General features: G+C 72.9%; 19 protein-coding genes. 6 read left to right on the top strand and 13 right to left on the bottom strand.

Annotation, left to right across the window (positions count from 1 at the left end; all coding sequences use genetic code 11):
• Positions 1-65 precede the first annotated feature (65 nt).
• Positions 66-755, top strand: coding sequence for a TIGR03089 family protein (locus BMY89_RS15835; RefSeq protein WP_092380731.1), 690 nt, complete (start codon positions 66-68; stop codon positions 753-755).
• Positions 756-828: 73 nt separating this feature from the next.
• Here BMY89_RS15835 and BMY89_RS15830 read toward each other — a convergent pair whose 3' ends face one another.
• A complete protein-coding gene (locus BMY89_RS15830) occupies positions 829-2,814 on the bottom strand; it encodes an acetoacetate--CoA ligase (protein WP_092380730.1) in 1,986 nt (661 codons plus the stop codon).
• Between the two features lie 171 nt (positions 2,815-2,985).
• The gene (locus BMY89_RS15825) at positions 2,986-3,510 is read right to left on the bottom strand and encodes an acyl-CoA thioesterase (protein WP_092380729.1); all 525 of its coding nucleotides are present in this window, start codon (positions 3,508-3,510) and stop codon (positions 2,986-2,988) included.
• A gap of 23 nt (positions 3,511-3,533) precedes the next feature.
• On the opposite strand from BMY89_RS15825, the gene BMY89_RS15820 reads away from it, so the two are divergent.
• A complete protein-coding gene (locus BMY89_RS15820) occupies positions 3,534-4,184 on the top strand; it encodes a hypothetical protein (RefSeq protein WP_092380728.1) in 651 nt (216 codons plus the stop codon).
• An 83-nt stretch (positions 4,185-4,267) separates the two neighbouring features.
• Here BMY89_RS15820 and BMY89_RS15815 read toward each other — a convergent pair whose 3' ends face one another.
• Positions 4,268-5,431 (bottom strand): acyl-CoA dehydrogenase family protein, encoded by a 1,164-nt coding sequence (locus BMY89_RS15815; RefSeq protein ID WP_092380727.1) that lies wholly within the window; start codon positions 5,429-5,431, stop codon positions 4,268-4,270.
• Between the two features lie 251 nt (positions 5,432-5,682).
• Between BMY89_RS15815 and BMY89_RS15810 the strand changes: the two genes are divergently transcribed.
• Both BMY89_RS15810 and BMY89_RS15805 read left to right on the top strand, forming a co-directional pair.
• Positions 5,683-7,110, top strand: coding sequence for a UDP-glucose dehydrogenase family protein (locus BMY89_RS15810; protein WP_092380726.1), 1,428 nt, complete (start codon positions 5,683-5,685; stop codon positions 7,108-7,110).
• 95 nt (positions 7,111-7,205) lie between these two features.
• Positions 7,206-12,140: an SCO7613 C-terminal domain-containing membrane protein gene (locus tag BMY89_RS15805; RefSeq protein ID WP_092380725.1), complete on the top strand. Its 4,935-nt coding sequence runs from the start codon at positions 7,206-7,208 to the stop codon at positions 12,138-12,140.
• Positions 12,141-12,236: 96 nt separating this feature from the next.
• Here the strand turns inward: BMY89_RS15805 and purE are convergent, their stop codons facing one another.
• From purE to mca, 6 genes are all read right to left on the bottom strand, one after another.
• Positions 12,237-12,728 (bottom strand): 5-(carboxyamino)imidazole ribonucleotide mutase, encoded by a 492-nt coding sequence (purE, locus tag BMY89_RS15800; protein WP_092380724.1) that lies wholly within the window; start codon positions 12,726-12,728, stop codon positions 12,237-12,239.
• Positions 12,725-13,921: a 5-(carboxyamino)imidazole ribonucleotide synthase gene (locus tag BMY89_RS15795; protein ID WP_092380723.1), complete on the bottom strand. Its 1,197-nt coding sequence runs from the start codon at positions 13,919-13,921 to the stop codon at positions 12,725-12,727. The genes purE and BMY89_RS15795 overlap by 4 nt, the downstream gene beginning before the upstream one ends.
• A 51-nt stretch (positions 13,922-13,972) precedes the next feature.
• On the bottom strand, positions 13,973-16,012 hold the full coding sequence (locus BMY89_RS15790) for a thioredoxin domain-containing protein (RefSeq protein WP_092380722.1): 2,040 nt from the start codon (positions 16,010-16,012) through the stop codon (positions 13,973-13,975).
• A 186-nt stretch (positions 16,013-16,198) separates the two neighbouring features.
• Positions 16,199-18,739: a putative bifunctional diguanylate cyclase/phosphodiesterase gene (locus tag BMY89_RS15785; protein ID WP_092380721.1), complete on the bottom strand. Its 2,541-nt coding sequence runs from the start codon at positions 18,737-18,739 to the stop codon at positions 16,199-16,201.
• A gap of 178 nt (positions 18,740-18,917) precedes the next feature.
• A complete protein-coding gene (locus tag BMY89_RS15780) occupies positions 18,918-19,214 on the bottom strand; it encodes a hypothetical protein (protein WP_092380720.1) in 297 nt (98 codons plus the stop codon).
• Positions 19,215-19,262: 48 nt separating this feature from the next.
• A complete protein-coding gene (mca, locus tag BMY89_RS15775; RefSeq protein WP_092380719.1) occupies positions 19,263-20,144 on the bottom strand; it encodes a mycothiol conjugate amidase Mca in 882 nt (293 codons plus the stop codon).
• 265 nt (positions 20,145-20,409) lie between these two features.
• Here mca and BMY89_RS15770 point away from each other — a divergent pair, with 265 nt between their 5' ends.
• Together BMY89_RS15770 and greA are read left to right on the top strand one after the other, a co-directional pair.
• Positions 20,410-20,844, top strand: a complete 435-nt coding sequence (locus BMY89_RS15770; protein WP_092380718.1) for a DUF4307 domain-containing protein — start codon at positions 20,410-20,412, stop codon at positions 20,842-20,844.
• A gap of 173 nt (positions 20,845-21,017) precedes the next feature.
• A complete protein-coding gene (gene greA, locus BMY89_RS15765) occupies positions 21,018-21,515 on the top strand; it encodes a transcription elongation factor GreA (RefSeq protein WP_092380717.1) in 498 nt (165 codons plus the stop codon).
• A gap of 58 nt (positions 21,516-21,573) precedes the next feature.
• On the opposite strand, the gene ilvA is transcribed toward greA, so the two are convergent.
• Genes ilvA through BMY89_RS15745 form a run of 4 tightly spaced genes read right to left on the bottom strand, consistent with a single transcriptional unit; the run spans position 21,574 to position 26,241 of the window.
• Positions 21,574-22,794 (bottom strand): threonine ammonia-lyase, encoded by a 1,221-nt coding sequence (ilvA, locus tag BMY89_RS15760; protein ID WP_092380716.1) that lies wholly within the window; start codon positions 22,792-22,794, stop codon positions 21,574-21,576.
• Positions 22,791-23,630 (bottom strand): DUF4328 domain-containing protein, encoded by an 840-nt coding sequence (locus tag BMY89_RS15755; RefSeq protein ID WP_092380715.1) that lies wholly within the window; start codon positions 23,628-23,630, stop codon positions 22,791-22,793. The genes ilvA and BMY89_RS15755 overlap by 4 nt, the downstream gene beginning before the upstream one ends.
• 42 nt (positions 23,631-23,672) lie before the next feature.
• Complete coding sequence (locus tag BMY89_RS15750; protein ID WP_092380714.1) at positions 23,673-25,082, bottom strand: amidase; 1,410 nt, start codon at positions 25,080-25,082, stop codon at positions 23,673-23,675.
• 16 nt (positions 25,083-25,098) lie between these two features.
• Complete coding sequence (locus BMY89_RS15745; protein WP_092380713.1) at positions 25,099-26,241, bottom strand: cystathionine gamma-synthase; 1,143 nt, start codon at positions 26,239-26,241, stop codon at positions 25,099-25,101.
• Between the last annotated feature and the right edge of the window lie 34 nt (positions 26,242-26,275).

Raw genomic sequence — 26,275 nt, 5'->3', positions numbered from 1 at the left:
CCCGACGGTACGCCGACTTGTCCCTGTCATCGAGTACGGCCCTCGGGCGCGTATCGTTCGCGTCGATGGCCGACAACATTGCCCGGGTATTCGCCGACGCGATCGCGACCGACCCCACCCGACCGCTGCTGACCTGGTACGACGACGCGACCGGCGAGCGCACCGAGCTCTCCGGCGCGACGCTGGCGAACTGGGTGGCCAAGACGGCCAACCTGCTCGTCGACGACCTGGCCCTCGGGCCCGGCGACACCGCGGCGGTGCTGCTGCCGCCCCACTGGCAGACCGCGGCGGTGCTGCTCGGCTGCTGGTCGGCCGGGTTGACGGTGCCCGGAGGGCCGGGCGACGTGGGCGTGCTCTTCGCCGCCGCGGACCGGGCCGCCGAGGCGGACGCCTGGTCGACCGCCGACCGGTACGCGCTCGCCCTGCACCCGTTCGCGCTACCGCTGCGCGAGGCCCCGGCCGGCTTCGCCGACTACGTCACCGAGGTACGCGTCCACGGCGACCACTTCGGGGCGTACCCGGACGGTGGGCCGGCCCATGCCGCCCTGCGGGCCCGGGCGGTCGGCCGCGCCGCCGAGCTGAACATCGTCCCGGGCGACCGGGTCCTCGTGGACGTCGACCGGCACCCGGACCCGCTCGACTGGCTGCTGGCCCCGCTCAGCGCCGGTGCCAGCCTGGTGCTCTGCGCCCACCCGGACCCGGCCCGGCTGACCGACCGCCGTTCGACGGAGAAGGTCACCCGCGCTCTCAGCTGACTCGCCCTGGCGTCCGGTGGGGCCTACCGGTGACCGGGTGACAGCAGCGGGCTCGGGGGGACAGCGGGCGGCGTCAGGTGGCCGGCTCGGTGTCGGGGGCGCGGCGCTGGGCCAGGGCGGCGAAGGCGGTCAGGGACTCGGGGTTGGCCAGGGCACCCTTGGCGGCGGCCTGGTCGACCGGGGTGCCGGTGAGGATCTTCTTCACCGGGACCTCGAGCTTCTTCGCCGACAGGGTGCGCGGAACCGCGCGGACCTGGTGGATCTCGTCGGGGACGTGCCGGGGCGACAGCGCCGTACGCAGCTCGCGGCAGATCTTCCGCCGCAGCTCGTCGTCGAGCGGCACGCCCTCGGTGAGCACCACGAACAGCAACAGCTCGCCGGCACCGCCCTCGTCGTCCTCCAGGTGCACCACCACCGAGTCGACGACCTCGTCCATCCCCTCCACCACGGAGTAGAACTCGGCGGTGCCCAGCCGTACGCCGCCCCGATTGAGGGTGGCGTCGGATCGGCCGGTGATCACGCAGCCGCCACGGGAGTTGACGGTGATCCAGTCGCCGTGCCGCCACACCCCCGGATAGACGTCGAAGTACGCCTCCCGGTAGCGCACGCCGTCCGGGTCGTTCCAGAAGCCCACCGGCATGCTCGGCATCGGTTCGGTGATCACCAGTTCGCCCAGCTCGCCGACGACCGAGGTGCCGTCGCTCGCGCGGGCCTCGACCTTGGCGCCGAGCGCCCGGCAGGTGATCTCACCGGCGTGCACCGGCAGCAGCGGCACGCCGCCGACGAAGCCGGTGCACACGTCGGTGCCGCCGGACAGTGACTGGAGCTGGAGGTCGGCGCCGACCGTGTCGTACACCCAGGTGAAGCCCTCGGCGGGCAGTGGCGCGCCGGTGGAGCCGAGCCCACGCAGCGCGGAGAGGTCCGCGATGTCGCGCGGCACCAGCCCGGCCTTGCGGCAGGCCAGCAGGAACGGCGCCGAGGTGCCGAGGTACGTGGTGCCGGTCTCCTCGGCCAGCCGCCACAGCGCGCCCAGGTCGGGGTGGCCCGGGTTGCCGTCGAACAGCACGATCGCCGCGCCCACCGCCGGCCCGGAGACCAGGAAGTTCCACATCATCCAACCGGTGGTGGTGAACCAGAAGAACCGGTCTGCCGGGCCCAGATCGTGATGCAGGGCGAGCATCTTCAGGTGTTCCAGCAGGATGCCGCCGTGCCCGTGCACGATCGGCTTGGGTAGCCCGGTGGTGCCGGAGGAGTAGAGCACGTAGAGCGGATGGTCGAACGGCACCGGGGCGAAGGTCTGCGGCTCGTCGGTCGCCGCCGCCAGCTCGGCCCAGGAGATCGCGCCCTGCGGCGGCGTGCCCCCCGGATCGAGGTAGGGGACGGTCACGGTGTGCCGCAGGGACGGCAGCGCGGCGCGGATCGCGGCCACCTCGGCCCGCCGGTCCACCGGCTTGTCGCCGTAGCGGTAGCCGTCGACGGCGACCAGCACCTTCGGCTCGATCTGCTGCCAGCGGTCGGTGACGCTGCGGGTGCCGAACTCGGGGGCGCAGGAGGAGAAGACCGCGCCGAGACTCGCCGTGGCCAGCAGCAGCACGTACGTCTCGGGGATGTTGGGCGCGTACGCGGCCACCCGGTCCCCGGTGGTGACGCCGAGCCGGCGCAGCCCGGCGGCGACCCGGCGGACCTGCTCGCGCAGCTCGGCGGCGGTCAACGTGACGGTTGCCCGGGTCTGCCCGGTGGCGATGACCACCTCGTCGTCGTCGGCCCGGCCGGGCATCCGGAGCACGTTCTCGGCGTAGTTGAGGGTGGCGCCGGGGAACCATCGGGCACCCGGCATGTTCCGCCCGGCCAGGGTGGCGGTCGGTGGGGTGTGCGCGACGACGTCGAAGTGGTCCCAGATCGAGCGCCAGAATGCGTCCAGGTCGGTGACCGACCACCGCCACAGCGCGTCGTAGTCGGCGAACTCCAGGCCGCGGTGCTCGGCGAGCCAGCGCAGGTACGCCCCGATCCGTGACCGCTGGAGCACGTCCGCCGGCGGCGTCCACAGCACGTCAGTCACTGGTCCACTCCTCCCCTGGCCCGGCACGACGCTGTGCGGTGGGCCGTGGCGCCATCTTGCCCTACCTCGAAGCGCCATTCTCCGTAGCCAACCCCCACCAGCGCATGTGCCCGTCCCACACGCCCCACCCCCGACCAGTGTGGGCCGGCGCGCGGCGGCGGACCGGGACGGTCAGCGCGGCTGGCTGCGCGCCGCCTGGATGGCGCGGCGGCGGGCCAGCCGGTGGGCGCGGCGGATCTCCGCCTCCCGCCAGCGCCCCTCGTCCTCGGGGGTCTGCGGCAGCACCGGACGCACCGGACGCGGAGCGCCGCCCACCTCGACGCCGACGAAGACGAGGTACGCGGTGGCCACCCGCACCGGCTCCTCCTCGGCCGAGTCCCAGCGCTCGGCCATCACCCTGACACCCACCTCCATCGAGGTCTGCCCGGTCCAGTTGACCTGGGCGTACGCGTGCACCAGGTCACCCACCCGGACCGCCTCCGAGAAGACGATCTCGTCGATCGCCGCGGTCACCGCGGTGCCGCCACTGTGCCGGGCCGCCGCCGCTCCCGCGACGTCGTCGACGAACTTCATCAGCACCCCGCCGTGCACGGTCCCGTACAGGTTCACGTCGACGGCGGTCATGATCCGACTGAGGGTTACCCGGGAGTACGACGTCGGCTTGCCCGGCAGGGTGGTGGCGAGGTGCTCGGTCATGTCGAAAAAGGTACGGTGCGCGGATGCGACATCTGTGGAGCTTCCTCGCCGGGCTGGTGGTGGTGCCGGTCACCTGGGTGCTGGTCGCCCTGGGGCAGGACGGGTCGGCCAGCACCGTCGACCGGTGGGTCGAGATCGGCACATCCAACACGGCCAACCTCATCGAGCCGGCCGTATACCTCGCCGTCGGCGGCGTCGTGCTGGGGCTGCTCGGCACACTGCGCATCTCACCGCTCGGGCCGCTGGTGGCCGGGCTACTGCTGGTCACCCCGTACGTCGGGCTGTTCGTCACGCCGTTTCGGGTACGCGAACGCATTCCGGGCGGTTGGAAGTTCCTCGGTGACCCGCTGCCGCTGCGGTTGCCGGTGGAGAACGGCACGCTCTTCCTGATCGGCATGCTGCTGCTGATCGCGACGTTCAGCGGGCAGCGCTGGCGACGCTGGCCGGCACCGGTGGCGGGGCCGGTGCCCGTGGCCGCCGACGGGCCTGGGGTGGACTCGACCGCGGGCGATTGGCCGCCGGCCACCTCCCCGGCGGAACCGGACACCACCCCGCTGAGCCTGGGTTACCCGGATCCGACGCCGACCGAGCCGCTGCCCCGGCGTACCGGAGGTGGGTCACCCTGGTCGGCGCCGCCGGGCAACCTGCCACGCCGCGACGACGCCACCAACTGATCGACGCCAGCAACCGGATCCAGTCGTGGACGCCGGTCGTCCCCGCCGCCCGACGGCAGCCCGCCGGGCGGCGGGGGCCACCGTCAGCCCTTGAGCAACTGGCGGGCGATCACGATGCGCTGCACCTGGTTGGTACCTTCGTAGATCTGGGTGATCTTGGCGTCGCGCATCATCCGCTCGACCGGGTAGTCCCGGGTGTAGCCGTACCCGCCGAGCAGTTGCACCGCGTCGGTGGTGATCTCCATCGCAGCGTCCGAGGCGAAGCACTTCGCCGCCGCGCCGAAGTACGTCAGGTCGGCGTCGCCGCGCTCGGACCGGCCGGCCGCCGCGTACGTCAACTGTCGGGCCGCCTCCAGCTTCATCCCCATGTCGGCGAGCATGAACTGCACGCCCTGGAACTCGGCGACCGCCTTGCCGAACTGCTTGCGCTCGGCGACGTACCCCTTGGCGTAGTCGAGCGCGCCCTGGGCGATGCCGACGGCCTGCGCGGCGATGGTCACCCGGGTGTGGTCCAGGGTGGTCATCGCGGTGGCGAAGCCGGTGCCCTCGGCGCCGATCATCCGGTCCGCCGGGATCCGGACGTTGTCCAGGTAGACCTCGCGGGTCGGGGAGCCCTTGATGCCCAGTTTCTTCTCCGGTGCTCCGAAGCTCACCCCCGGATCGGACTTCTCGACCACGAAGGCGGAGATGCCCCGCGAGCGGGCGGCGGGGTCGGTCACCGCGAAGACGGTGTAGAACTCCGAGACGCCGGCGTTGGTGATCCAGCGCTTCACGCCGTTGAGCACCCAGTGATCGCCGTCACGTACCGCGCGGGTGGTCATCGACGCCGCGTCACTGCCGGCCTCCGGCTCGGACAGGCAGTACGAGAACATCGCCTCGCCGCTGGCGACAGGAGTCAGATAGCGGCGCTTGATCTCGTCGGAGCCGGCCAGCAGCAGCGGCATGGTGCCCAGCTTGTTCACCGCCGGAATGAGCGAGGACGAGGCGCAGGCCCGCGCCACCTCCTCGATCACGATCGCCGTCGCCAGGGCGTCCGCCCCGGCCCCGCCGTACTCGACGGGGATGTGCGGTGCGTGGAAGTCGGCGGCACGCAGCGCGTCGTACGACGCCTTCGGGAACTCGCCGGTCTCATCGGCCTCGGCGGCGTGCGGAGCCACCTTCGCCGTACAGACCTCACGGACCGCCTCCCGGATGGCCTCGTGCTCCTCGGGCAACCGGTACGCGTCGAACGACTCATCTGCGGCCATGTCGGCCCCTCCCCTTCACCGCTATCATGCGCAGTCTGTAGCGTCACCGGGACGCCCACCGCGCAGACTGAAGGATAACGACCACAGTTCAGGCGATGTTACCGGCGCGTAGGCTCGGCCATGACGGAGCTCCGACGCCGCTCGGCGATGATGGAACACAGATAGGGAACCACCCCTCCGGCGCCCCGTCCTGGCGCCGCAGCGGAACGCGACGCGACCATGCGGCGCCAGTGCGAGCGGAGAAGACAGGCGTGACCATCCCGTACCCGAACACCCAGCCGGTGCCCGCCATCGCGGCGGTGACACCTCCCTCGGGCGCCTCCCGGCCGCGGGTCACCTTCCTGGGCACCGGCTACCTCGGTGCGACCTACGCCATCTGCTACGCCGAACTCGGCTACGAGGTGCTCGGGTTCGACGTCGACGCGGACAAGATCGCCAAGCTCAACGCGGGCGAGGTGCCGATCCACGAGCCCGGCCTGGACGAGCTGCTGCGCCGCAACCTGGCCGCCGGACGGCTGCGGTTCAGCACCGACATCACCGAGACCGCCGAGTTCGGCGACGTGCACTTCATCTGCGTCGGCACCCCGCAGCGGGCCGACGGGATGGGCGCCGACCTCTCCTACGTCGAGGCGTCGGTCACCAGCCTCGCCCAGCACCTGACCCGCAAGGCACTGATCGTCGGCAAGTCCACCGTCCCGGTCGGCACCGCCGAATGGGTCGAACAGCTCGTCGGCAAGCACACCCCCACCGACCTCGGCGTCGAGGTCGCCTGGAGCCCCGAGTTCCTCCAGGAGGGCTTCGCCGTCGACGACGTGCTCCGCCCCAACCGCATCGTCGTCGGCGTCAAGAGCGAGTGGGCCAACGGCATGCTCTACGCCGCCCACAAGGGCGTCTTCGACCTCGCCGCCACCGAGGACCGCGAGGTGCCGCTGGTGGTCACCGACTTCGCCACCGCCGAACTGGTCAAGGTCGCCGCGAACGCCTTCCTCGCCACCAAGATCTCCTTCATCAACGCGATGGCCGAGGTCTGCGAGGCCTCCGGCGGCGACGTCACCCAACTCGCCAAAGCCATCGGCTACGACCCCCGCATCGGCAACCGCTTCCTCCAGGCCGGCCTCGGCTTCGGCGGCGCCTGCCTACCCAAGGACATCCGCGCCTTCCAGGCCCGCGCCCAGGAACTCGGCGCCGGGGAGGCACTGCGCTTCCTGCACGAGGTCGACCTGATCAACCTGCGCCGCCGTACCCGGGTCCTGCAACTCGCCGCCGACCTGCTCGGCCGCCGCTCCGGCCCCGCCGGCCCCGACCTGTCCGGCACCCGCATCGCCGTCCTCGGCGCCACCTTCAAACCCAACACCGACGACGTACGCGACGCACCCGCCCTCTCCGTCGCCGCACTGCTGCACAAGGCCGGTGCCGACGTTCACGTCTACGACCCACAGGGCATGGCCAACGCCCGCCGGGCAGTACCCGAACTCAGCTACGAGTCCAGCATCACCGAAGCAGTGACCGGTGCCGACCTCGTCTGCGTCCTCACCGAGTGGGCCGACTTCCGCAACGCGGACCCCACCGTCCTCGGCGAACTCGTCACCGGCCGACGCGTCGTCGACGCCCGCAACTGCCTCGACTCCACACTGTGGACGCAGGCGGGCTGGGAGTATCGGGGCATGGGGCGGCCTTGATCAGTTGCGGTTGACCCGCCGACAACGGTCGAATTCCCGGCCGGCATTGGGCATGCTGCGACAGTGGGAATCCACAGTGCGGGTGGAGGGGTGTCGTGGCGACTTTTCAGTGCTCCTCGTGCGGTCGGGAGATCAAGCCGGCGATCCGCTGCCCGCACTGCGGTGCGCACCAGGCACAGTGGGCCGATCACCTGGCGGAGATCGAACGGTCCATCGCGGAGATAAAGGCCCGAGAGGCCGCCATCGCCAGCGAACAGCGGCAGCTCGCCGCCAAGATGCAGGCCGCGATCTTCCAGCGGGACATCCTCTCGCACGCGGGCAACGCCGGTGACGAACGTCTCAAGCAGGCCACCCGGCCCCGCCGCGTGCTACGCCGCCGGCCGCCGCGCCGCCCCTCGTCCGAGGGTGCCGCCACAGCACCGCGTGAGCCCTCCGCCGACAACGCCGCACCCCCGCCACGGGTCCCCCGACAGGGCCCCGGCAGCGGCCCTCCGGACCCGCCACCACCGACCTCACCCGTCTGGCTGGACGCCGACAACCCGGAGCATCCGCCGGAGGCCTCCTCGCGGGAGGTGCAGAACATCCCGCTCGGCCTCGGTGCGCTGCTGCTCGGCGTCGCCGCGGTGGTCTTCGCCGTGGTCGCCACCAGCTCCATGGACGCGCTCGCCCGACTCGGCATCCTGCTGCTCGCGACCGTACTGATGCTGATCGCCCCGCCGGTGCTGGTCCGGCGCGGGCTGACCAGCACCGCCGAGACCATCGCCGCGGTGGGCCTGCTCCTGGTCCCACTCACGGGGTACGCGCTGTGGGCGGTGGACCGGATCGGCAACGGCGCGGTCTCCGGCGCATCCTTCGCCGGAGTGATCTTCGCGTTCACCGCGGCTGTCGCCGTCGGCTACGCGGGGTGGACCAGGCTACGGGCACCCCGGTTCGCCACCGTGCTGGCCGCCCAGCCGGTGGTGCCGCTGCTCGCGTACGACCGGGTCACCGGCGCGGCCGGCTGGGCGCTGGTACTGACCGTGGTCGCCCTGCTCGACCTGTGGTTGGCCCGTTCCCCGGTCACCGTGGAGCAGCCGCTGACCGAAACCCCGACCGCCCCCGGCCGGACGAGCACGCCCCGCCAACGGCAGGCCGACGGGCGCCCCGAGGGAGCCCCCGAGGAGTCCGGCGAACTGCTGGACCCGACCGCCGGGAGCACGGCGGCTGCGCCGAGCCGACCGGTACCGGGGCTGCGGGAACTGACCTGGGCGCTGCACGGCGTGGCGGTCGCGGTCGCCCTGGCGTACGCGGTCACCGCCCTGCTCCAGACCAGCACCGTGGCGGGCGCGACCGGCGCGGGAGTGGTGCTGCTCCTCGCCGCCACCGCGTGCCTGGCGGGGACGCTGGCACTGCGGCGCCCACCGCTGCCCGACATCGGCGCGGGAGTGCTCACTCTCGCGGTGATCGGCGCCCTGGGCCGGATCGCCTCGGTGGCGCTGCCCGGCCGCGCGCTGCTGCTCATCGCAGCGGTCATCACGGTCACCGGTCTCGCGGTACGCGCGGTACCCGAGTCCGCCCGCCGCGGCCCACAACTGGCCTCCGCGGTGGCGCTCACGGTCAGCGGGGTAGTGGTCGCCGGCAGTGCCCTGCGGGCCGGGATCGCCCCGGTCCAGGCCGCGCTGCCGGCCTGGGCGGCGGATCTCGACCGATACCCGGCCGAGCTGGCCGCCGCGGTGGGGCCGGCCGCCTGGCAGCTCGCCGTCAGCGCCTTCCTGCTGACCGTGGCGGCGGTGCTGGCCCTGCCGCCGGAGATCCGCCGCGAGTTCGCGGTGACCGGCGCCGCGCTGACCGCACTCGCCGTGCCGGCCTCCTTCGCCCTGTCCTGGACACTGGCGCCCTGGCCGATGGTGCTGGCCGCAATCGGCATCGGGGTGGTCGGTCTGTCCGCCCGAACCAGCCGGGCGGCGCTGGCACACGCGGTCGCCGCCGCTCTCGTCGGGCTGGCCGGTGCCGGCGCGGCCCTGGCCCGGCCCGCGCTCACCGCAGCGGTGCTGATCACCATCGTGGTGGCCGGTGCGCTGATCGCCGCCGCCCCCCGGATCCGGCTCGCCCCGGCCACCGCGGACATCGTCTCGGCCTGGGCCGCCGGGGGTGCCGCCTTCGCCCTGCCGGGGGCGGTGGCCGCCTTCGTCGCGGCCACCCTGCCCGCCGGAGCCACGCTGACCCCGGCGAGCCTGCGCGAGGCGACCGTGCCCATCCTGGCGGCCAGTTTCCTCGCCGTCTGCGTCACCCTCGGCTACGCCGCCGTCGTCCAGGTGTCGCAGCGGCAGATCCCGGCGCCGCTGTCGGTGGGCACCGGACTGGGCGCGCTGGTGGTCGCCGCTGCCGCGTTCGGTGCCCCGGGCGCCACCGTGGCCGACGCCTGGGTCGGCGCGCTGCTGCTGGTCTCGGCGGTGCTGCTCTTCCTGGCCCCGTCGATCGACGCCGGCCGCCGTTCCGACCTGACCCTGGACGGCTCCGACCTGGCGGCCGCCGCGGTGACCGCAGCGCTGGTCGCCACCCTGCTGCGGATCGGCGCGGTACTCGCGCCGGGTGGGCAGCTCGCCGTGGCCGCCGCGCTGGTCCTGGTGGTCGCCGTGGCGGCGCGGGCGATGCCCGAGCAGTGGCGGCGCGGACCGGTGCTCGGCCTCGCGGTCGGCGGGGTGCTGATCGGGCTGCTGGCCGGCTGGATGGCCCTACGCGGGGGTGTCGGGGTCCTGGCCACTCCGGGCCCGATCTGGAACGGCGACCTCACCGGCTGGCCGGCCGCGCCGACCGGCGGGGCGACCTGGCAGGGGCCGATCGCCCTGGCCCTGCTCGCGGTCGCCGCCGGCATCCTGTTGCCGCCGCCATGGCGCTACGACGTGGCCGGCGTGGCGGCAGTGCTCGCCACCATCGGCGCTCCCGCCGCGTTCAACCTCGCGTGGTGGTCACCGGTCCTGATCGGCGGCATGGTCGCCACCATCTTCGGGATGGCGGCGGTCGCCTCGATCGACCCCCGGGCGGCGCTGTCCCGGATCACGGTGGCCGGGGTGGTGGCGCTGCACGCCGCCGGCGCCGGCCTGGTGCGGCCGTGGACCACCGCACTCGCCCTGACCAGCATCGTGCTGATCGGCGCGGTGGTCGCGGCGCTGGCCCGGAGCATGGCCGAGCCACTCGTCGAGGACATCGAAGCCGAGGGGATGCCGCCGCACCTGGCGCAGATCGGCGGCGCGGGCATCGGCGCGGCACTGCTGGCGCTGCCGGGTGCCACGGCCGCCCTCGCCGCCGAGTTCGGCCACTCGCCCCAGGTGGTGCTGACCGCCGGCCTGGCGGCGTCCAGCCTCGGTCTGGCCGCCGTGGCGGCGGTCCGGCGGCAGGTTCCGCAGTACCTGCCGTGGGCAAACGCCGGAGTGGTCGGTGGCGCCAGCGTGACCGCGCTGGCCGCCGTACCCCTGCATCTGCCGGTCGGCGTCTACGCCGCGGCGGCGGCGCTGCTCGGCGTGCTCGCCGAGCTGGTCCGGGGGGCGACCGAGCCGCCGGTCGGCGCGGCCCAGCCGGTCCGCCGCTGGTCCGTGCTGCTGGACGGCGCGCTGCGCCGGTTGCCCGACGACGCGCGGCGCCGATGGCGGGTCAGCCCGGCCGCCGGTGCGCTCGCCGCCGCCGCGCTGCCCACCGTCCTGGCGCTGGTCTCCATCGCTCCGGCGCTGATGGCCGCCCTCGTCGACCCGCACCGCACCCTCAGCCGGATCTGGCAGGGGCCGCCGCCGGCCCTGCTCGACCCGCCGCCGGCCGCGGTCAACTCGACTCACGTGCTCGCCGCACTGTTGCTCACCGCGACGGCGGCCCTGGCGGCCACCGGGTTCAGTGGTGGCCGCCGGTCCCGGGCCGTACCGGTGGTGCTGCCCGGTGCCGCCGTCACCCTGCTGATCGCCCCGATCGCGCTGGGTGGCGGCTGGCCGGCCAGTACGCTCTCGGCGCTGGCCGTGTTCACCATCTCGATGCTGGGGCTGGCGCTGACCGCGCCCCCGGCCCTGGTGGAGCGGGCCCGGTCGCTGCGACTGGCCCGCGTACTGGTCTTCGTGATCGGGCTGGCCGCCGGCGGGGCCGGCCTGGCCGGCAGCCTCGCCACCCGGGAACTCACCCTGTTCACCCTCGGCGGTGCGGTCGGGGTCGGCCTGGTGGCCGCGCTGTACGGCATCACTTCCCGGGCTCGGATTCTCGGCTGGCTGTTCGCCTCGCTGATGGCGCAACTGTTCGTGCTCACCGCCGGGTTGGTGGCCGGGTTCGCCGCGGTCTGGTCGGCGTTCGGGGTGCTGGCGGTCGGCGCGGCGTTGCAGGCCTTCGCCGCCACCCTGCCCCGGCTGCGTCGCCCGGAGGCGCAACGCGAGGCGGCCACCGTGGAATGGAGCGGGTACGCCGCCGCGCTGATCGCGTTGGCGCTGGCCTTCGACTCGCCCCGACACATCGCCGCGCTGCTCGCCGCCTGGGGCGCGGTCCTCGGTCTCGCGGCGGCCCGACCTGGGCGCCGACCGATGGAGCGGCGGATCCTGTTCTGGGCGGTGGTGGTCTGCGAGATCACCGCCTGGTGGATCCTGATGCGGGTCGCCGACGTGGCACTGCCCGAGGCGTACACGCTGCCGTTCGCCGCGCTGGCGTTGCTGGTCGGTGTGCTGGAGCTACGCCAGCGACCCGACCTGAGCAGCTGGGTGGCGTACGGGCCGGCACTGGTCGCCGCCTTCGTGCCGACCCTGGCGATCGTGCTGGCGACCGATTCGAGCACGATGCGTCAGGTGCTCCTGCTGCTCGGTGCGGTCGCCGTGCTGGTCTTCGGGTCGATGAGTCAGCAGCAGGCCCCGGTCATCGTCGGCGCGGTGGTCACCGCCATCGCGGCGGTCCACGCGCTGTTCAGTCTCGGACCGTGGCTGGCGTTGATCCCGGTCGGCTTCCTGCTGCTGATCCTCGGCGCCAGCAACGAGCGCCGGCGCCGGGCACAGGAGCGCCTCCAGACCGCGCTGCGCGGCATGCGGTAAGGCGACCGCCGACGGCGGCGGTTGCGGCGGCGGTTGCGGCGGCGCGGTTAATAGGGGGCCCCTGCTATGCACCAGGCGTTAAAAGGGGGCCCCTCCTTACAGCAGGGAGGCGCGCAGTGCGGCGTCCTTCTCGGCGACCAGTTGCTCCAGATCGGCCTGGTAGGCCGACATCCGGTCGAGCAGCGTGCGGTTACCGGCGGCCAGGATGCGGACGGCGAGCAGCCCGGCGTTGCGGGCGTTGCCGATCGACACGGTGGCCACCGGCACGCCGGCCGGCATCTGCACGATGGACAGCAGCGAGTCCATGCCGTCGAGATGCTTCAACGGCACCGGCACGCCGATCACCGGCAGCGGGGTCACCGAGGCGACCATGCCGGGTAGCGCCGCCGCGCCGCCGGCCCCCGCGATGATGACCTTGAGGCCACGGTCGGCGGCGGCCCGACCGTAGTCGATCATCTTGATCGGGGTGCGGTGCGCCGAGACCACCTCGACCTCGTACGCCACCTCGAACTCGGCGAGCACCTCGGCGGCGGCCTTCATCGTCGGCCAGTCCGAGTCGCTGCCCATGATCACACCGACCGTGCTCACGCTGCTCGCTCCTCCGCTGTTCCATCCCGCAGCCAGCGGACCGCACGAGCGGCCCGGGTGCGTACCTCGTCCAGGTCGTCACCGAGCACGGTGACGTGGCCGATCTTTCGGCCGGGGCGTACCTGCTTGCCGTAGAGGTGCACCCGGGCCGCCGGCTCGGCGGCGAAGAGGTGGTGCAGCCGCTCGTCGACCGGCATGCCGCCGGACTCCCCACCGAGCACGTTCGCCATCACCACCACCGGCGCGGTCAACGAGGTGTCACCCATCGGGTAGTCCAGCACCGCCCGCAGGTGCTGCTCGAACTGCGACGTGCGGGCACCCTCGATGGTCCAGTGCCCAGAGTTGTGCGGGCGCATCGCCAACTCGTTGACCACCAGCCGGCTGCCGTCCGGCGCGGCCGGGTCGGCCACCTCGAACAGCTCCACGGCCAGCAGGCCCACCACGCCCAGCGCGGTGGCCAGGTCGATGGCGAGCTGCTGAGCGGCGACCGCCAACTCCTCGGCCAGACCGGGGGCCGGGGCCAGCACTTCGACGCAGATCCCGTCGCGCTGCACCGTCTCCACCACCGGGTACACGGCCACCTGACCGAACGGCGAGCGGGCCACCTGCACGGCCAGCTCCCGGCGCAGCGGCACCCGCTCCTCGACGAGGAGCTTCGTGCCGCCGGCGAGCAGGGTCCGGATCAGCTCGTCGGCCTGTGCGGCGCCGGCGACCGGCCAGACTCCCCGCCCGTCGTACCCGCCACGGGCCGCCTTGAGCACGACCGGCCAACCCACCTCGTCGCCGAAGCCGACCAGGTCGGCTGGGGACGCGACCGGTCGCCACCGGGGGTTCGGCCCGCCCAGCGCACCGAGCCGCTTGCGCATCACCTGCTTGTCCTGGGCGTGTACCAGGGCGTCGGCGGGTGGGAAGAGCTTCGCCCCCTCGCCGGTCAGGGCCCGGATGTGCTCGGTCGGGACGTGCTCGTGGTCGAAGGTGATCACGTCGCAGCCCTTGGCGAAGGTGCGCAGCGCGGCAAGGTCGGTGTGGTCGCCGTACTGGACGTCGGCGGCGACCAGGGCCGCGCCGTCCTCCGGCGTGAGCGCCAGCACACGCAGCGACTGGCCGAGGGAGATGGCGGCCTGGTGGGTCATCCGGGCCAGTTGGCCGCCGCCCACCATGCCGACAACGGGCAGACCGGTACGGGAATCCATAGCGGCGCCAGCCTATCCGGGCCGGTGGCGGCGCCGGCCAGCGGATCCCGCTCAGCGCAGCTGCGCCACCAGGTCGTCGACGCCGGTCACCGGCCGTTGGCAGACAAAGCCCCGGCAGACGTACGCGGCGGCCCGCCCGTCGAGCAGCGGGCGGCCGGCCAGCAGGGGCACCCCCGGCTGGTCCGGCTGGCCGGACACGATCACCGCGCCGGGCGGGGCGTGCCGGTAGGCCGCCGCGACCAGCGGGTCACCGACCGGATCACCGGTGGCGACCGCGATCTCGTACGGTCCGGAGAGCAGCGCCTCGCCCACGGTCGCCGCGTACCCGGTGAACCGGGCGTGCCGCCCGACGATCGGCGCGATGGTGGACAGGGCCGCCTCGGCGGCCTCCCGGTAGCGGTTCTCACCGGTCAACGCCGCGTACGTGACCAGCGCGGCGGCGATGGCGGAGCGGCCGGAGGGGGTGGCGTTGTCCGTCGGGTCGGCCGGCCGGGTCACCAGCTGCTCCGCGTCGTCGGCGGTGTCGTAGAACGCCCCATCGGGTGCGGCGAAGTGCGCCAGGGCGGCGTCGAGCAGTTGGCCGGCCAGCTCCAGCCACCGCCCCTCGCCGCTGACCTGGTGCATGGCGCAGAACGCCTCGGCCACGCAGCCGTAGTCCTCCAGCACGCCGACCGGCTCACCGACCCGACCGTCACGGGACGCGCGGCGCAGCCGCCCGTCCACCACGTGCACCCGGGCGAGGTGCTCGGCGGTGTCCCGCATCGCCCCGTCGGCGACGATGGTGACCCCTTCCAGCAGGTTCGCCTCCCCCTCGGTGCCGATCCGGCCGGCGGTCTCGACGAGCCGGACGAACTCGGCGAGCGCGGTGACCGCCAGGCCGTTCCAGGCGGCCACCACCTTGTCGTCGCGCGCCGGCTGGGGCCGGGTGTCCCGGGCGGCCAGCAGCCGCCGTGCCACGTCCTGCCAGCGGCCGCGTACCTCCGGGTCGGCGTCGTCGACGTCGCGGGCCAGCCGCAGCACGCTCATGCCCTTCTCGAAGGTCCCGGCCTCGGTCACCGCGAACAGGTCGGCAGCCCACCGGCCGTCGGATTCGCCGAGCGCCTCGACGAGCTGGGCCGGGGTCCAGGCGTAGGTGAGCCCCTCGACGCCCTCGGTGTCGGCGTCAAGTGCGGAGGCGAAGCCCTGCCCGGGCCGGTGCAGCTCGTCGGCGAGGAACCGGGCGATGTCCCGGGCCACCCGCAGCGCCAGCGCGTCCCCGGTGAGCCGCCACAGCTGGGCGTAGACCCGCAGCAGCAGGGCGTTGTCGTAGAGCATCTTCTCGAAGTGCGGCACGGTCCAGTGCGCGTCCACCGAGTAGCGGGCGAACCCGCCGGCGAGCTGGTCGTAGATCCCACCGCGGGCCATTGCCTCGCAGGTGTGCCGGACGATCTCCAGGCTCCGCGTCGAGCCGGTGCGCTGGTGGTGCCGCAGCAGGAAGAGCAGGTTCATGTGCGGCGGGAACTTCGGTGCCCCACCGAACCCGCCGTTGGTCTCGTCGTACTCGCTGGCCAGTTGGTCGGCGGCGGCGTCGAGCAGCTCGGCGGTGAGCGGGGCGGTGGGGCCGCCGACGGCCTGGGCGCCGCCGATCGCCTCCACCACCGCGGCGCCCTGCCGCAGCACGGCGTCGCGCTGGTCCCGCCAGGCCGTGCCGACCGACTGGAGCAGTCGGACGAAGTTCGGTCGGGGGAAGTACGTCCCACAGAAGAACGGGGTGCCGTCCGGCGTGGCGAAGACCGTCATCGGCCAGCCACCCTGGCCGGTCATCGCCTGGGTGGCGGTCATGTAGACCGCGTCGACGTCGGGCCGCTCCTCACGGTCGACCTTGATCGAGACGAAGCCCTCGTTGAGCAGCTTGCCGACCGCCGCATCCTCGAACGATTCGTGCGCCATCACATGACACCAGTGACAAGCCGAGTAACCGACCGAGATGAGCACCGGGACGTCCCGCCGCTTCGCCTCGGCGAACGCCTCGTCACACCACGGCCACCAGTCCACCGGATTGTCCGCGTGCTGGAGCAGGTACGGGCTGGTGGCGTCCGCAAGTCGATTCACCCAACGACCCTATCCAGCCGGCCGCCCAACCGCCGGTCCCCCGCCGTCCCCACCCCACCGCCCCCCAGGCCCGCGTTGATCAAGAAGTTTGCGCGGGCTGAAAGCGCTCTCCCAGACCCAAACCTCTTGATCAACGCGGGCCTGGGCTGGGGGTGGGGGTGGGGTGGGGGCCTGGGGTGGGGGTGGTTAGGAGGCGCCGTCGGCGCGGAGGGGGCGGACGTTGGTGGGGGCCTGGCGGGCCAGGGAGCCGAGCACGGCGCCGATCTTGTCGGCGGGCATCGGCTTGAAGAAGTGGTAGCCCTGGGCGGAGGTGCAGCCCAGCTCGGCCAGGGCGGAGCGCTGCGCTGCCGTCTCCACCCCCTCGGCCACCACCCGCAGGCCCAGCTCCTGAGCCAGCCCCACGGTGCTGCGCACGACGGCCGCCGCCTCCGGCGAATCCGCCATCCGGAGCACGAAGGACCGGTCCACCTTCAGCTCGTCCACCGGAATCCGGGTGAGGAACGTCAGCGAGGAGAAGCCGGTGCCGAAGTCGTCCACCGCCAACTGCACGCCCATCGACCGTAGCGTGGTGAGCACCTGGTCGATGACCTCCAGCTCGCTCATCACCACCGTCTCGGTGATCTCCAGGACCAGCCGGTCCGCCGGCACCTGGTGCCGACGCAGCGCTTCACCGATCTCCGTCGGCAACCTCGGGTCCAGCAGGCTGCGGGCCGAGAGGTTGACCGAGATGGGGATGTCCAGACCCTCCCGGGCCCACCCGGCGGCGACCGCGAGCGCCTTGTCCAGCACGTACCTCGTGAAGGGGCCGAGCTGTTCGCTGTTCTCCACCGGCCGGACGAAGTCGCCCGGTCCGAGCCAGCCGCGCCGCGGGTGCCGCCAACGGATCAACGCCTCCACCCCGGTGGGTGCGCCGGTGGCCAGGTCCACGGCCGGCTGCAACACCAGCACCAGCTGGTCGTCGGCCTGCAACGCCTCCCGCAGCTCGGCGAGCAACGCCAGCTGGTCGGTGCTGGCCGCGTCCCGCGAGCTGTCGTACGCGGCCACGTTTCCGCCACCCGACTTGGCCTGGTACATCGCGATGTCGGCCCGGCGGAGCAGCTCGGTCAGGTCGGCGGTACCGGCCGGGGCAACCACCACCCCGACGGAGACCTCGACGGAGATCCGTACCCCGGCGACCTCGGTCGGGGCGGCCAGCCGCTCGGCGATGTCCCGGGCCTGCCGCAGCGCGTACGCCATCGGGGCGGCGAGGTCGCCGACCACCGGGACCGACGTCAACAGCAGCGCGAACTCGTCGCCGCCGAGCCGCGCCAACAGGTCACCGGGACGGGCCAGGGTGCCCAGCCGGTTCGCGGTCAACCGCAGCAGCTGATCCCCGGCGGCGTGCCCGAGCGTGTCGTTGACCTCCTTGAACTGGTCGATGTCGAGCAGCAGCAGGGCGACCGGATGGTCATGGGCCAGTTGCCGCAGCGCCTGGTCACCCTTGCCGAGCATGGCCGCCCGGTTGGCCAGGCCGGTCACCGGGTCGTGCACCGCCTCGTACGACGAGCGCGCGGTGACCAGGCGCAGCTCCCGGTGCGTCGCCGCGTCGTGCAGGGCGGCGGCCAGCGCGTCCGCGAAGGCGGCGTGGGCGTCCCGCTCCCGGCCGGTGGGCGGCGCCGTACGCGGGAACCGCACCCGCAGCCGACCAACCCGGGCATCGCCCACCGAAAGGTCGCGGACCAACTCCTCCGGCTCGGGTTCGTCGTCGCCCGGTGGCGCGATCTCCCGGTCGACCAGCTGACCGCCGGGATCGCCCCGGTAACGGCGCCATCTGCCGTCACCCCGGACGACCTCCACCTCGACGATCTCCGCCTCGAAGAGCGTGAGAGCGCCGCTGACGCCCGCCGTGGCCACCCCACGCTCGTCGAGTTGGTTGAGCGCCGCCGTCGCCTCGGCGAACGACCGCCAGGTGCGTCGCTCACGGTCGGCGTTGAGCCGCTGCCGGTAGGTCTGCTGGAACAGCCACAGTGGGGCGGGTAACAGCAGCAGCCAGCGCGGATCGATCTCGATCAGCACCACCACCAGCAGGCCGACCACCACGTTGCCGACGAACATCAGCAGCTTGCCGCGCAGCGCGGCGAGCAGTGGACGCCCGATCGGCATCCCGTGCCGCAGCGCCAGCACGACCCCACCGAGCCCGGCACCGGCCAGCAGGTACGTGACGGCACCGGCGACCACCGCGAGGGTGAGCGACGGGGTGGGAGCGGCCAGCATCGGCTGACCCAGCGCGGTGGTGACGGCCACCGCGAGCGCGGTGGCGGCGGTCTGCACGCCGGCGATCCGGATGACGTCCGAGGTGGACCGGCCCTCGTCCACCACGGAGAGCGCCGTCCAGGCCACCGTGACACCGATCAGCGCGGCGGCGGGCAGCCAACCAGGCGGCACCAGGTAGAGACAGATGATCAACGCCGCCTCGGCCCAGGTGACGCTGACCACGCTGGCCGCGGCGCGGAACCTCAGCCGGGCCAGCTGCGCGAGGGCGAACAGGGCGACGGCGATGCCGAACCGGGCCAGCCCGCCGAGCGGGCCGAGGGGATCGTCGGCCGGCAACCGCGCCGGCAGGCTCAACCCCACCACTGCGGCGACCAGCGCGGTGGCCACCACGGCGGCGGTGAGCAGGTGTACCCCGAACGACGCACCACGGCCCGCGGGCCGGTCGAGCGATTGACCGGCCCTGCCGGAGGTCACCGACCCCCTCCCGCCGACCGGGAATCGGACACGCGGCGGGCGGACACGTTTGCGGTGGTCATCGGCGCCCCCTCCCGCGCACAGCTCGAGGACTTCTGGTCCCCCGGCGGAAGGCTAAGCCAAACGGGATGGTCGCAACAGGGGGCGACCATCCGGTTCCACGTGAATCATGCCCCGATCAGCCGTCGCGGCGCTGCTGATGCCCGTTGGGGGAGTCAGCGGATGAATCCGCCGTCACGATCTCATCTGTCGGATCACCGACCGTCCGGCCCGCCGAATCCGCTTCCGACTCGGCGGCGTCCTCGGTGGGGAACCGGTCAGGCAGCCGCCGCAGCCGCGAGTTCATGTTGCGGATCAGCAGCACGGTGGCGGCGCCGAGCACCAGGATGAGGAAGAGGCCCATCGGCCCGGCCAGGCCACCGGTGCGGGTGTCACCGAAGTTGTTCTGGGCGAGCACCTGGGCGACGGTCAACATGGCATTCCTCCGGATCGCGGTATGCGGCCAGGGTAGCCCGCCGCTGGTTCAGCGGGCATCCGCCGTCTCCCGTACGCCGGCGAACAGGTCGGACTCGGGCAGTGGGCTGTCGACCAGCGAACGGACCAGCTCGAAATCCTCCGTCGGCCAGGCGCGCTGCTGCAACTCCATCGGCACCTGGAACCAGAAGCCGTCCGGGTCAACCTGGGTGGCGTGGGCACGCAGCGCGTCGTCGCGGACCGGGAAGTACTCCGCGCAGTCCACCCGGGTGGTGATCCGGGGGCCCTTGTCCGGCCGGTCGTCCCAGCGGGTCAGCCACTCCGCGTAGGGCGACTCGATGCCGGTGGCCAGGATCGCCTCGTGCAGCGCCAGGATCTTGCCCTTGGAGAAGCCGATGTCGTAGTAGAGCTTGAGCGGCTGCCAGGGCTCGCCCAACTCCGGGTACCGCTCGGCGTCGCCGGCGGCCTCGAAGGCCGCCACGCTGACCTTGTGGCACATGATGTGGTCGGGGTGGGGGTAGCCACCCTCCTCGTCGTAGGTGGTGACCACGTGCGGGCGGAACTGCCGCATCAGCCGCACCAGCGGACCGGCGGCCACCGCGACGTCCTGCAGGGCGAAGCAGCCCTCGGGCAGCGGCGGAAGCGGGTCGCCCTCGGGCAGGCCGGAGTCGACGAAACCCAGCCACGCCTGCTCGATGCCGAGGATGGCGCGTGCCGCGTCCATCTCGGCCCGACGGATCTCGGCGATGTTGGCCCACACGTCCGGCCGGTCGAGCTTGGGGTTGAGCACGCTGCCACGCTCGCCGCCGGTACAGGTCACCACCAGTACGTCGACCCCCTCGGCGACGTACTTGGCCGTCGTCGCCGCGCCCTTGCTCGACTCGTCGTCGGGGTGCGCGTGTACCGCCATGAGTCGAAGTTGCTCTGCCAAGGTTGGCGCTCCTCGTCTCTGCCCACCGGCGGCGCCCGCCGCGGGCCCAGGTGACCTGCCGGCATCCTCCCGTAGCGGTACTGGACCGCGCCGGCCTGTCATATTTGACACCAGTCATGTTCGACACCGAACCGAATTCGACCACCGGGTCGAATTCGACCGCCGGGCCGAACCAGACCGCCGAGCCGAACCAGTCGGACAGGAATGCCGGACTCTGCCATTCTTGCCGATGCCGCTGACAACAACGCCAGGGAGATACCCGCCGGTGACCGAGACGCACGCCACACTTCAACCGAACGCACCGGTCTTTCCGCCCGGCCGGTACGGCCGACGCCGGACGCCGGGCCGCCGCCGGCCGGTGTCGACGGCGCTCCTGGTGCTCGCCGTGGTCGCGATGCTCAGCGTCGTCTCGGTCCGGCTCTACCAGCAGTACGGCGATCCGGCGTACGACGCCCAGGTGATCAGCTATGGCGACATCACCGACAGCCAGGTGGTGGTCGACTTCCGGGTGAACCTGCCCGACGGTGGCTCGGCGGTCTGCGTGCTGCGTGCCCGGGACCACGCCGGTGCCGAGGTGGCCCGCGAGGAGGTGCCGGTGACCGGCACGGCGGGACAGCGCCACGTCACCGTCCAGCACCGCCTCGCCACCAGCGCGCGCCCCTTCATCGGTGAGGTCGTCCGCTGCCGGCCGACCCCCTGAGGTCACCGCACCCGGTCGGCCAGGGCGCGCAGCCACCGCCGGCGCCTGAGGTCGTCGCTCCGGCCGGGCCCGCCAGGTGCACGCGACGTGATCGCCGACACTCCTTGTCGTAGGGCACTGGTAACTTGGAGGTTCACCTGCCGGCCAGCACGCACAACCGAGGAGGACCGCCTGTGTCCAATGGCAACGAGGCGCCCGCCACCTGGCTGTCCCAGGACGCGCACGACCGCCTGAAGGCCGAGCTCGACGAGTTGATCGCCAATCGGCCGGCGATGGCCGCCGAGATCAACGCTCGGCGTGAGGAGGGCGACCTGCGCGAGAATGGCGGCTACCACGCCGCCCGCGAGGAGCAGGGCAAGGCCGAGGGGCGCATCCTCTACCTGAGGGAGCTGCTCCGCACGGCCCAGGTCGGCGAGGCACCGACCGTCGACGCCGTGGCGCCCGGGATGGTCGTGACGATCTACTTCGACGACGACGCCGACGACACAGAAACCTTCCTGCTCGGCTCCCGCGAGATCGCCGCCACCACAGACCTGACCGTCTACAGCCCCGAGTCTGCGCTCGGGCAGGCGATCCTCGGCGGCAAGGCCGGCCAGGCCTGCACCTACACCGCGCCCAGCGGCGCGGACATCAAGGTGACCGTGGTCAGCTTCGAGCCGTTCTCCGGCTGAGTCCCCCGCCGGGCGAACCGGCAACCATGCTCGACCAGAGGCGTGACACCGTGTCGTGTCACGCCTCTGGTGCGATCGTCACCTGGTAACCGCTGCCCCGCAACGCGCTGATCAGGGTGTCCGAGTGCTCCGCTCCCCGGGTCTCCACCGACAGCGCCACCTCGACCTCGCCGAGACGCAGGTGCGGGTTGGCCCGCTGGTGCACCACGTCCACCACGTTGGCCCGATGCTCGGCGATCTCGCGTAGCAGCGAGGCGAGCTGCCCAGGTCGGTCCGAGCAGCGCACGGTCACCCGCAGGTAACGGCCCGCCGCCGCCAGACCGTGCTCGATCACCCGCAGCATCAGCAGCGGGTCGATGTTGCCTCCGGAGAGCACTGCCACCACCGGTGTCTCCACCTCGACGGCACCGGCCAGCAGCGCGGCCACCCCGACCGCGCCGGCCGGCTCCACCACCTGCTTGCCCCGCTCCAGCAGCATGAGCAGCGCCCGGGAGATGTCCTCCTCGGAGACGGTGACGACCTCGTCGACGAGCTTGCGGACATGGCTGAACGTGACGTCACCCGGCCGGCCGACGGCGATGCCGTCGGCGATGGTGGCGAACGCGGGCAGCCGGACGGGCTCCCCGGCGACAAGTGACGGCGGAAAGGCAGCCGCGCCGGACGCCTGCACCCCGATCACCCGGACGTCCGGCCGCAACGCCTTGGCGACCACCGACATCCCGGAGATCAGCCCGCCCCCACCGACGCCGGTGACGATCGTCCTGACCTCCGGGCACTGCTCCAGGATCTCCAGCGCGACCGTGCCCTGCCCGGCGATCACGTCCCGATGGTCGAACGGGTGGATCAGCACCGCGCCGGTCCGTTCGGCGAAGGTCTGCGCCACCACCAGGGACTCGTCCACGGTGGCACCGGCCAACTCGACCTGGGCGCCGTACCCCTTGGTGGCCGCCACTTTCGGCAGCGGCGCGTTCACCGGCATGAAGACGGTGGCGTGCGTGCCGACCAGCCCGGCGGCCAGCGCCACCCCCTGAGCATGGTTGCCGGCACTGGCGGCGACCACCCCCCGGGCGCGTTCCGCCGCCGACAGCCGCGAGATCCGCACGTAAGCGCCGCGCACCTTGTACGACCCCGCCCGCTGGAGATTCTCGCACTTCAGCCAGGCCGGCCCGCCGAGCGCGGCGTGCAGCGGGCGGGAGGGCTCCAGCGGGGTGGTGCGGATGACCCCGGCGAGCAGTTCCCGCGCCGCGTACACATCGTCCAGGCTGACCAGTTCAGTCATGCCCCGATCGTGCCACCCGCCCCGGACGGCCCGAACGGCGCGGCCACGGTCATGCCCGGCAGGATCGGGCCGGCCGGCATTGCCCGTGCGATCCGGGTGGTCTGCGCGGTCGAGACGCGGTGGATCAACACGATCAGCGAGACCCCGGCGACCAGGCAGGCCAGCGAGGGAAGCAGGTACGCCCCGGTGGTGGAGGCGTAGTGGTCGGCGTACGCCTGGAAGTCGGCCGAGGTTTCCGGGTACGGGAGCGCCTCGAACTCCGCCGCGGCGGCACGGGCGGTGACCCGTTCCCCGAACAGGAACACCAGCCACGCCCCCCACCAGAGGTGGACCAGCCACGGGGTGCCGAGCCGCCACAGACTGTCCCGGGCGATGTTCGCCATCACCCGGTGGGGCAGCACGAAGTTGACGAACGGCACCAGCCATCCCGCGATGGCCCAACCGGCGGACAGGGTCGGCCCGGCGCCCGGGAACGCATCGAGGTTCATCCGGGCCCGCCAGGTCCAGATGATGACGAGCACGACGGCGGTCAGGATCGCCACCTGGTAGAGCAGTGCCGCCCCCAGTTCCAGCAGCCCCGCGCTCAGTAGGAAGGTCTCGCCGTCGGCGGAGTCCACGGCCCGTTCGGCGAGCAGCGCGTTGACCGGCTGGACCGCCACGGTCAACAGCAGGAACAGGACCGTCGCGGCCACGGCGACCGCAGCGGCCCGGCCGATCCCCCGGACCGGGCGGACCCGGACGCCGGGGCGCAGCGCGGGTGAACCGACCGGCGTGTGGCAGGTGTCGCAGGCCAGGGCGCGTACGTCGGTGTCGGTGTCGCAGGTGTGACAGCGCATGATCGAAGGCCCCCCGTGTTTGACCACTGGGAGCGTAGATGATCACGAACTGGCCGGCGACCCCGTTCCGACGCGCGGGTATCCGGGGGCGTGCCGAGGCCACGGGGCCTCCAACTCGAACTGGCCGGCGACACCGAGCAGCAACAGCTCCGAACCGGGCGGGCCGACCAGCTGCACGGCCAGCGGCAGCCCGTCCGGGCGGCGGCCCACCGGCACCACCAGGGCGGGCAGGCCGGCGATGTTCCACGGTGCGGCGTACGGGGCGTACCGGATGTTGGTCAACATGTTGGCCTGCCAGGACCGTGCCGACCAGCTGGTGGCCGGCGGGGGCGCGCTCGCCAGCGCCGGGGTGAGCAGCAGGTCCACCGAGTGGTCGGTGAAGAACCCGATCGACCGCTCACGCCAGGCGAGCCGGTCGGCCTCCCGCACGTACCCGCGACGCCACGCCCACTCACCGAGGGCGACGTGCCGGCGGCTGCGGCGTTGCAGGGCACGCCGGTCGACCCCGGCGGCGCGCACGTCCGCCGCGGCGGCGGCGAACCAGGTGGCGATGCCCTGCAATCCCAGGGCGGTCGGGTAGACCGGATCGGCCGGTACGGCGTCGTGCCCGGCCGCGGCGAGCAGCCGGCCCGCGGCGGCGACCGCGTCCCGGTTCGGCGCGTCGGGCGAGACACCCCGCACGGGGGACCGCAGTGAGACGCCGACCCGCAGCCGCTGCGGCGGGACGAGCTTGCCCTGGGCTCGGCCGGCGAGCACCTGGAAGCCGACCGCCGCGTCGGCGACGGTGGTGGCGAGCATGCCGTGTTCGGTCAGCCCGAACCAGTCCTCGGCGCCGAGCTGGCAGGGCACCACACCGCGTCCTGGCTTCAGGCCGACCAGGCCGCAGCAGGCCGCCGGGATCCGGATCGAGCCGAGACCGTCGTTGCCGTGGGCGATCGGTACCAGACCGGCGGCCACCGCCGCGGCGGCACCACCCGAGGAGCCGCCGGGGGTGCGCGAGGAGTCCCACGGATTGCGGGTGACGGCCGTCTCGTCGTCGGTGATGCCCCACAGGCCCAACTCGGGCATCCGGGTCACACCGAGGATCACCGCACCGGCGCCGCGCAGCCGGCGGACCACCTCGTGGTCGGCCTCGGCCACGGTGGTACGCATCGCGGCAGAGCCGTTCCAGGTGGGCATCCCGGCGACCGGGGTGTTCTCCTTGACCGCGATCGGCACCCCGGCCAGTGGCAGGTTGGCCAGGTCCTCCTGCTCGTCGACCTTCTCCGCCTCGGTGACCGCTTCCCCGCCGCGTACCGTGCGGAACGCGGCGAGGTCGGCGTCGGCCTTGGCGACGTGGTCGAGGTGGTCGGCCAGCACCTGGGTGGCGGAGACGTCACCCCGGCGTACGCCCCGGGCGATCTGTTTGGCGGTCGCCCCGACCCAGGTCGGCATGATGTCCTGCACGGCCATCCTCCCCAGCCAGCGGTCAGCCCAGCGCCTGCTCCAAATCGGCGAGCAGATCTTCGACCGTCTCGATGCCGACAGACAGTCGCACGAGATCGCCGGGAACTTCAAGCGGCGAGCCGGCAGCACTCGCGTGTGTCATCCGGCCCGGGTGCTCGATCAGGGATTCCACCCCACCGAGCGATTCGGCGAGCACGAAGAGCTCGGCCCGGTTGCAGATCTCGACGGCGTGTTCCTCACCGCCCGCGGCCCGGAACGAGATCATGCCGCCGAACCGACGCATCTGCTTGGCCGCCACCTCGTGACCGGGGTGCGACGGCAGCCCCGGGTAGAGCACCTGGCCGACCTTGGCGTGCCCGTCCAGGTACGCGGCGATCCGCTCGGCGTTGTCGCAGTGCCGGTCCATGCGTACGCCGAGGGTCTTGATGCCCCGCAGGGTGAGCCAGGCGTCGAACGGGCCGTTCACCGCACCCATCGCGTTCTGGTGGTAACGCAGCTCCTCGCCGAGGGTGGCGTCGGCCGCCACCAACGCGCCGCCGACCACGTCGGAATGCCCGCCGACGTACTTGGTGGTCGAGTGGACCACCACGTCCGCGCCGAGCGCGATCGGCTGCTGCAGGTACGGCGAGGCGAAGGTGTTGTCGACCACCAGCAGCGCCCCGGCCTCGTGCGCCACGGCGGCCAGCGCGGCGATGTCGGCGATGCCGAGCAGCGGGTTCGTCGGCGTCTCCACCCAGACCACCTTCGTGGTACCCGGGCGGATCGCGGCCCGCACCGCGTCCGGGTCGGAGACCTTCGCCGGGGTGTACGCGAGCCCCCACCGCTGCGCGACCTTCGCGAAGAGCCGGTAGGTGCCGCCGTACGCGTCATCGGGGATGACCACGTGATCGCCCGGGGCACAGACGGTACGCAGCAGCGCGTCCTCGGCGGCCAGGCCGCTGGCGAAGGCCAGCCCGACCGGACCGCCCTCCAGCGCGGCCAGGCACTCCTGGAGCGCATCGCGGGTCGGGTTGCCGGAGCGGCTGTACTCGTAGCCGAGCCGGGGCGCACCGACGGCGTCCTGCGCGTACGTGCTGGTCTGGTAGATCGGTGGGATCACCGCGCCGGTGCGGGCCTCGGGGTCCTGGCCGGCGTGGATGGCGAGTGTGTCGAAGCCGTGGTTCATTCCGCAGACGTTAGTCCTTCGCCTCGTCCCGCCA

Origin of the sequence: Micromonospora phaseoli (assembly GCF_900109115.1) — a bacterium.
Taxonomy (GTDB): Bacteria; Actinomycetota; Actinomycetes; order Mycobacteriales; family Micromonosporaceae; genus Micromonospora; species Micromonospora phaseoli.
The sequence above is the reverse complement of the archived record's forward strand: the minus strand, read 5'-3'. Positions and strand labels throughout refer to the sequence as shown.

Excerpts from the sequence above, each read along its gene's own strand:
- BMY89_RS15835 (WP_092380731.1), top strand. The coding sequence starts at position 66 with ATGGCCGACAACATTGCCCGGGTATTCGCCGACGCGATCGCGACCGAC.
- BMY89_RS15825 (WP_092380729.1), bottom strand. The coding sequence starts at position 3,510 with ATGACCGAGCACCTCGCCACCACCCTGCCGGGCAAGCCGACGTCGTAC.
- BMY89_RS15820 (WP_092380728.1), top strand. The coding sequence starts at position 3,534 with ATGCGACATCTGTGGAGCTTCCTCGCCGGGCTGGTGGTGGTGCCGGTC.
- BMY89_RS15815 (WP_092380727.1), bottom strand. The coding sequence starts at position 5,431 with ATGGCCGCAGATGAGTCGTTCGACGCGTACCGGTTGCCCGAGGAGCAC.
- BMY89_RS15795 (WP_092380723.1), bottom strand. The coding sequence starts at position 13,921 with ATGGATTCCCGTACCGGTCTGCCCGTTGTCGGCATGGTGGGCGGCGGC.
- BMY89_RS15780 (WP_092380720.1), bottom strand. The coding sequence starts at position 19,214 with ATGTTGACCGTCGCCCAGGTGCTCGCCCAGAACAACTTCGGTGACACC.
- ilvA (WP_092380716.1), bottom strand. The coding sequence starts at position 22,794 with ATGACTGAACTGGTCAGCCTGGACGATGTGTACGCGGCGCGGGAACTG.
- BMY89_RS15755 (WP_092380715.1), bottom strand. The coding sequence starts at position 23,630 with ATGCGCTGTCACACCTGCGACACCGACACCGACGTACGCGCCCTGGCC.
- BMY89_RS15750 (WP_092380714.1), bottom strand. The coding sequence starts at position 25,082 with ATGGCCGTGCAGGACATCATGCCGACCTGGGTCGGGGCGACCGCCAAA.
- BMY89_RS15745 (WP_092380713.1), bottom strand. The coding sequence starts at position 26,241 with ATGAACCACGGCTTCGACACACTCGCCATCCACGCCGGCCAGGACCCC.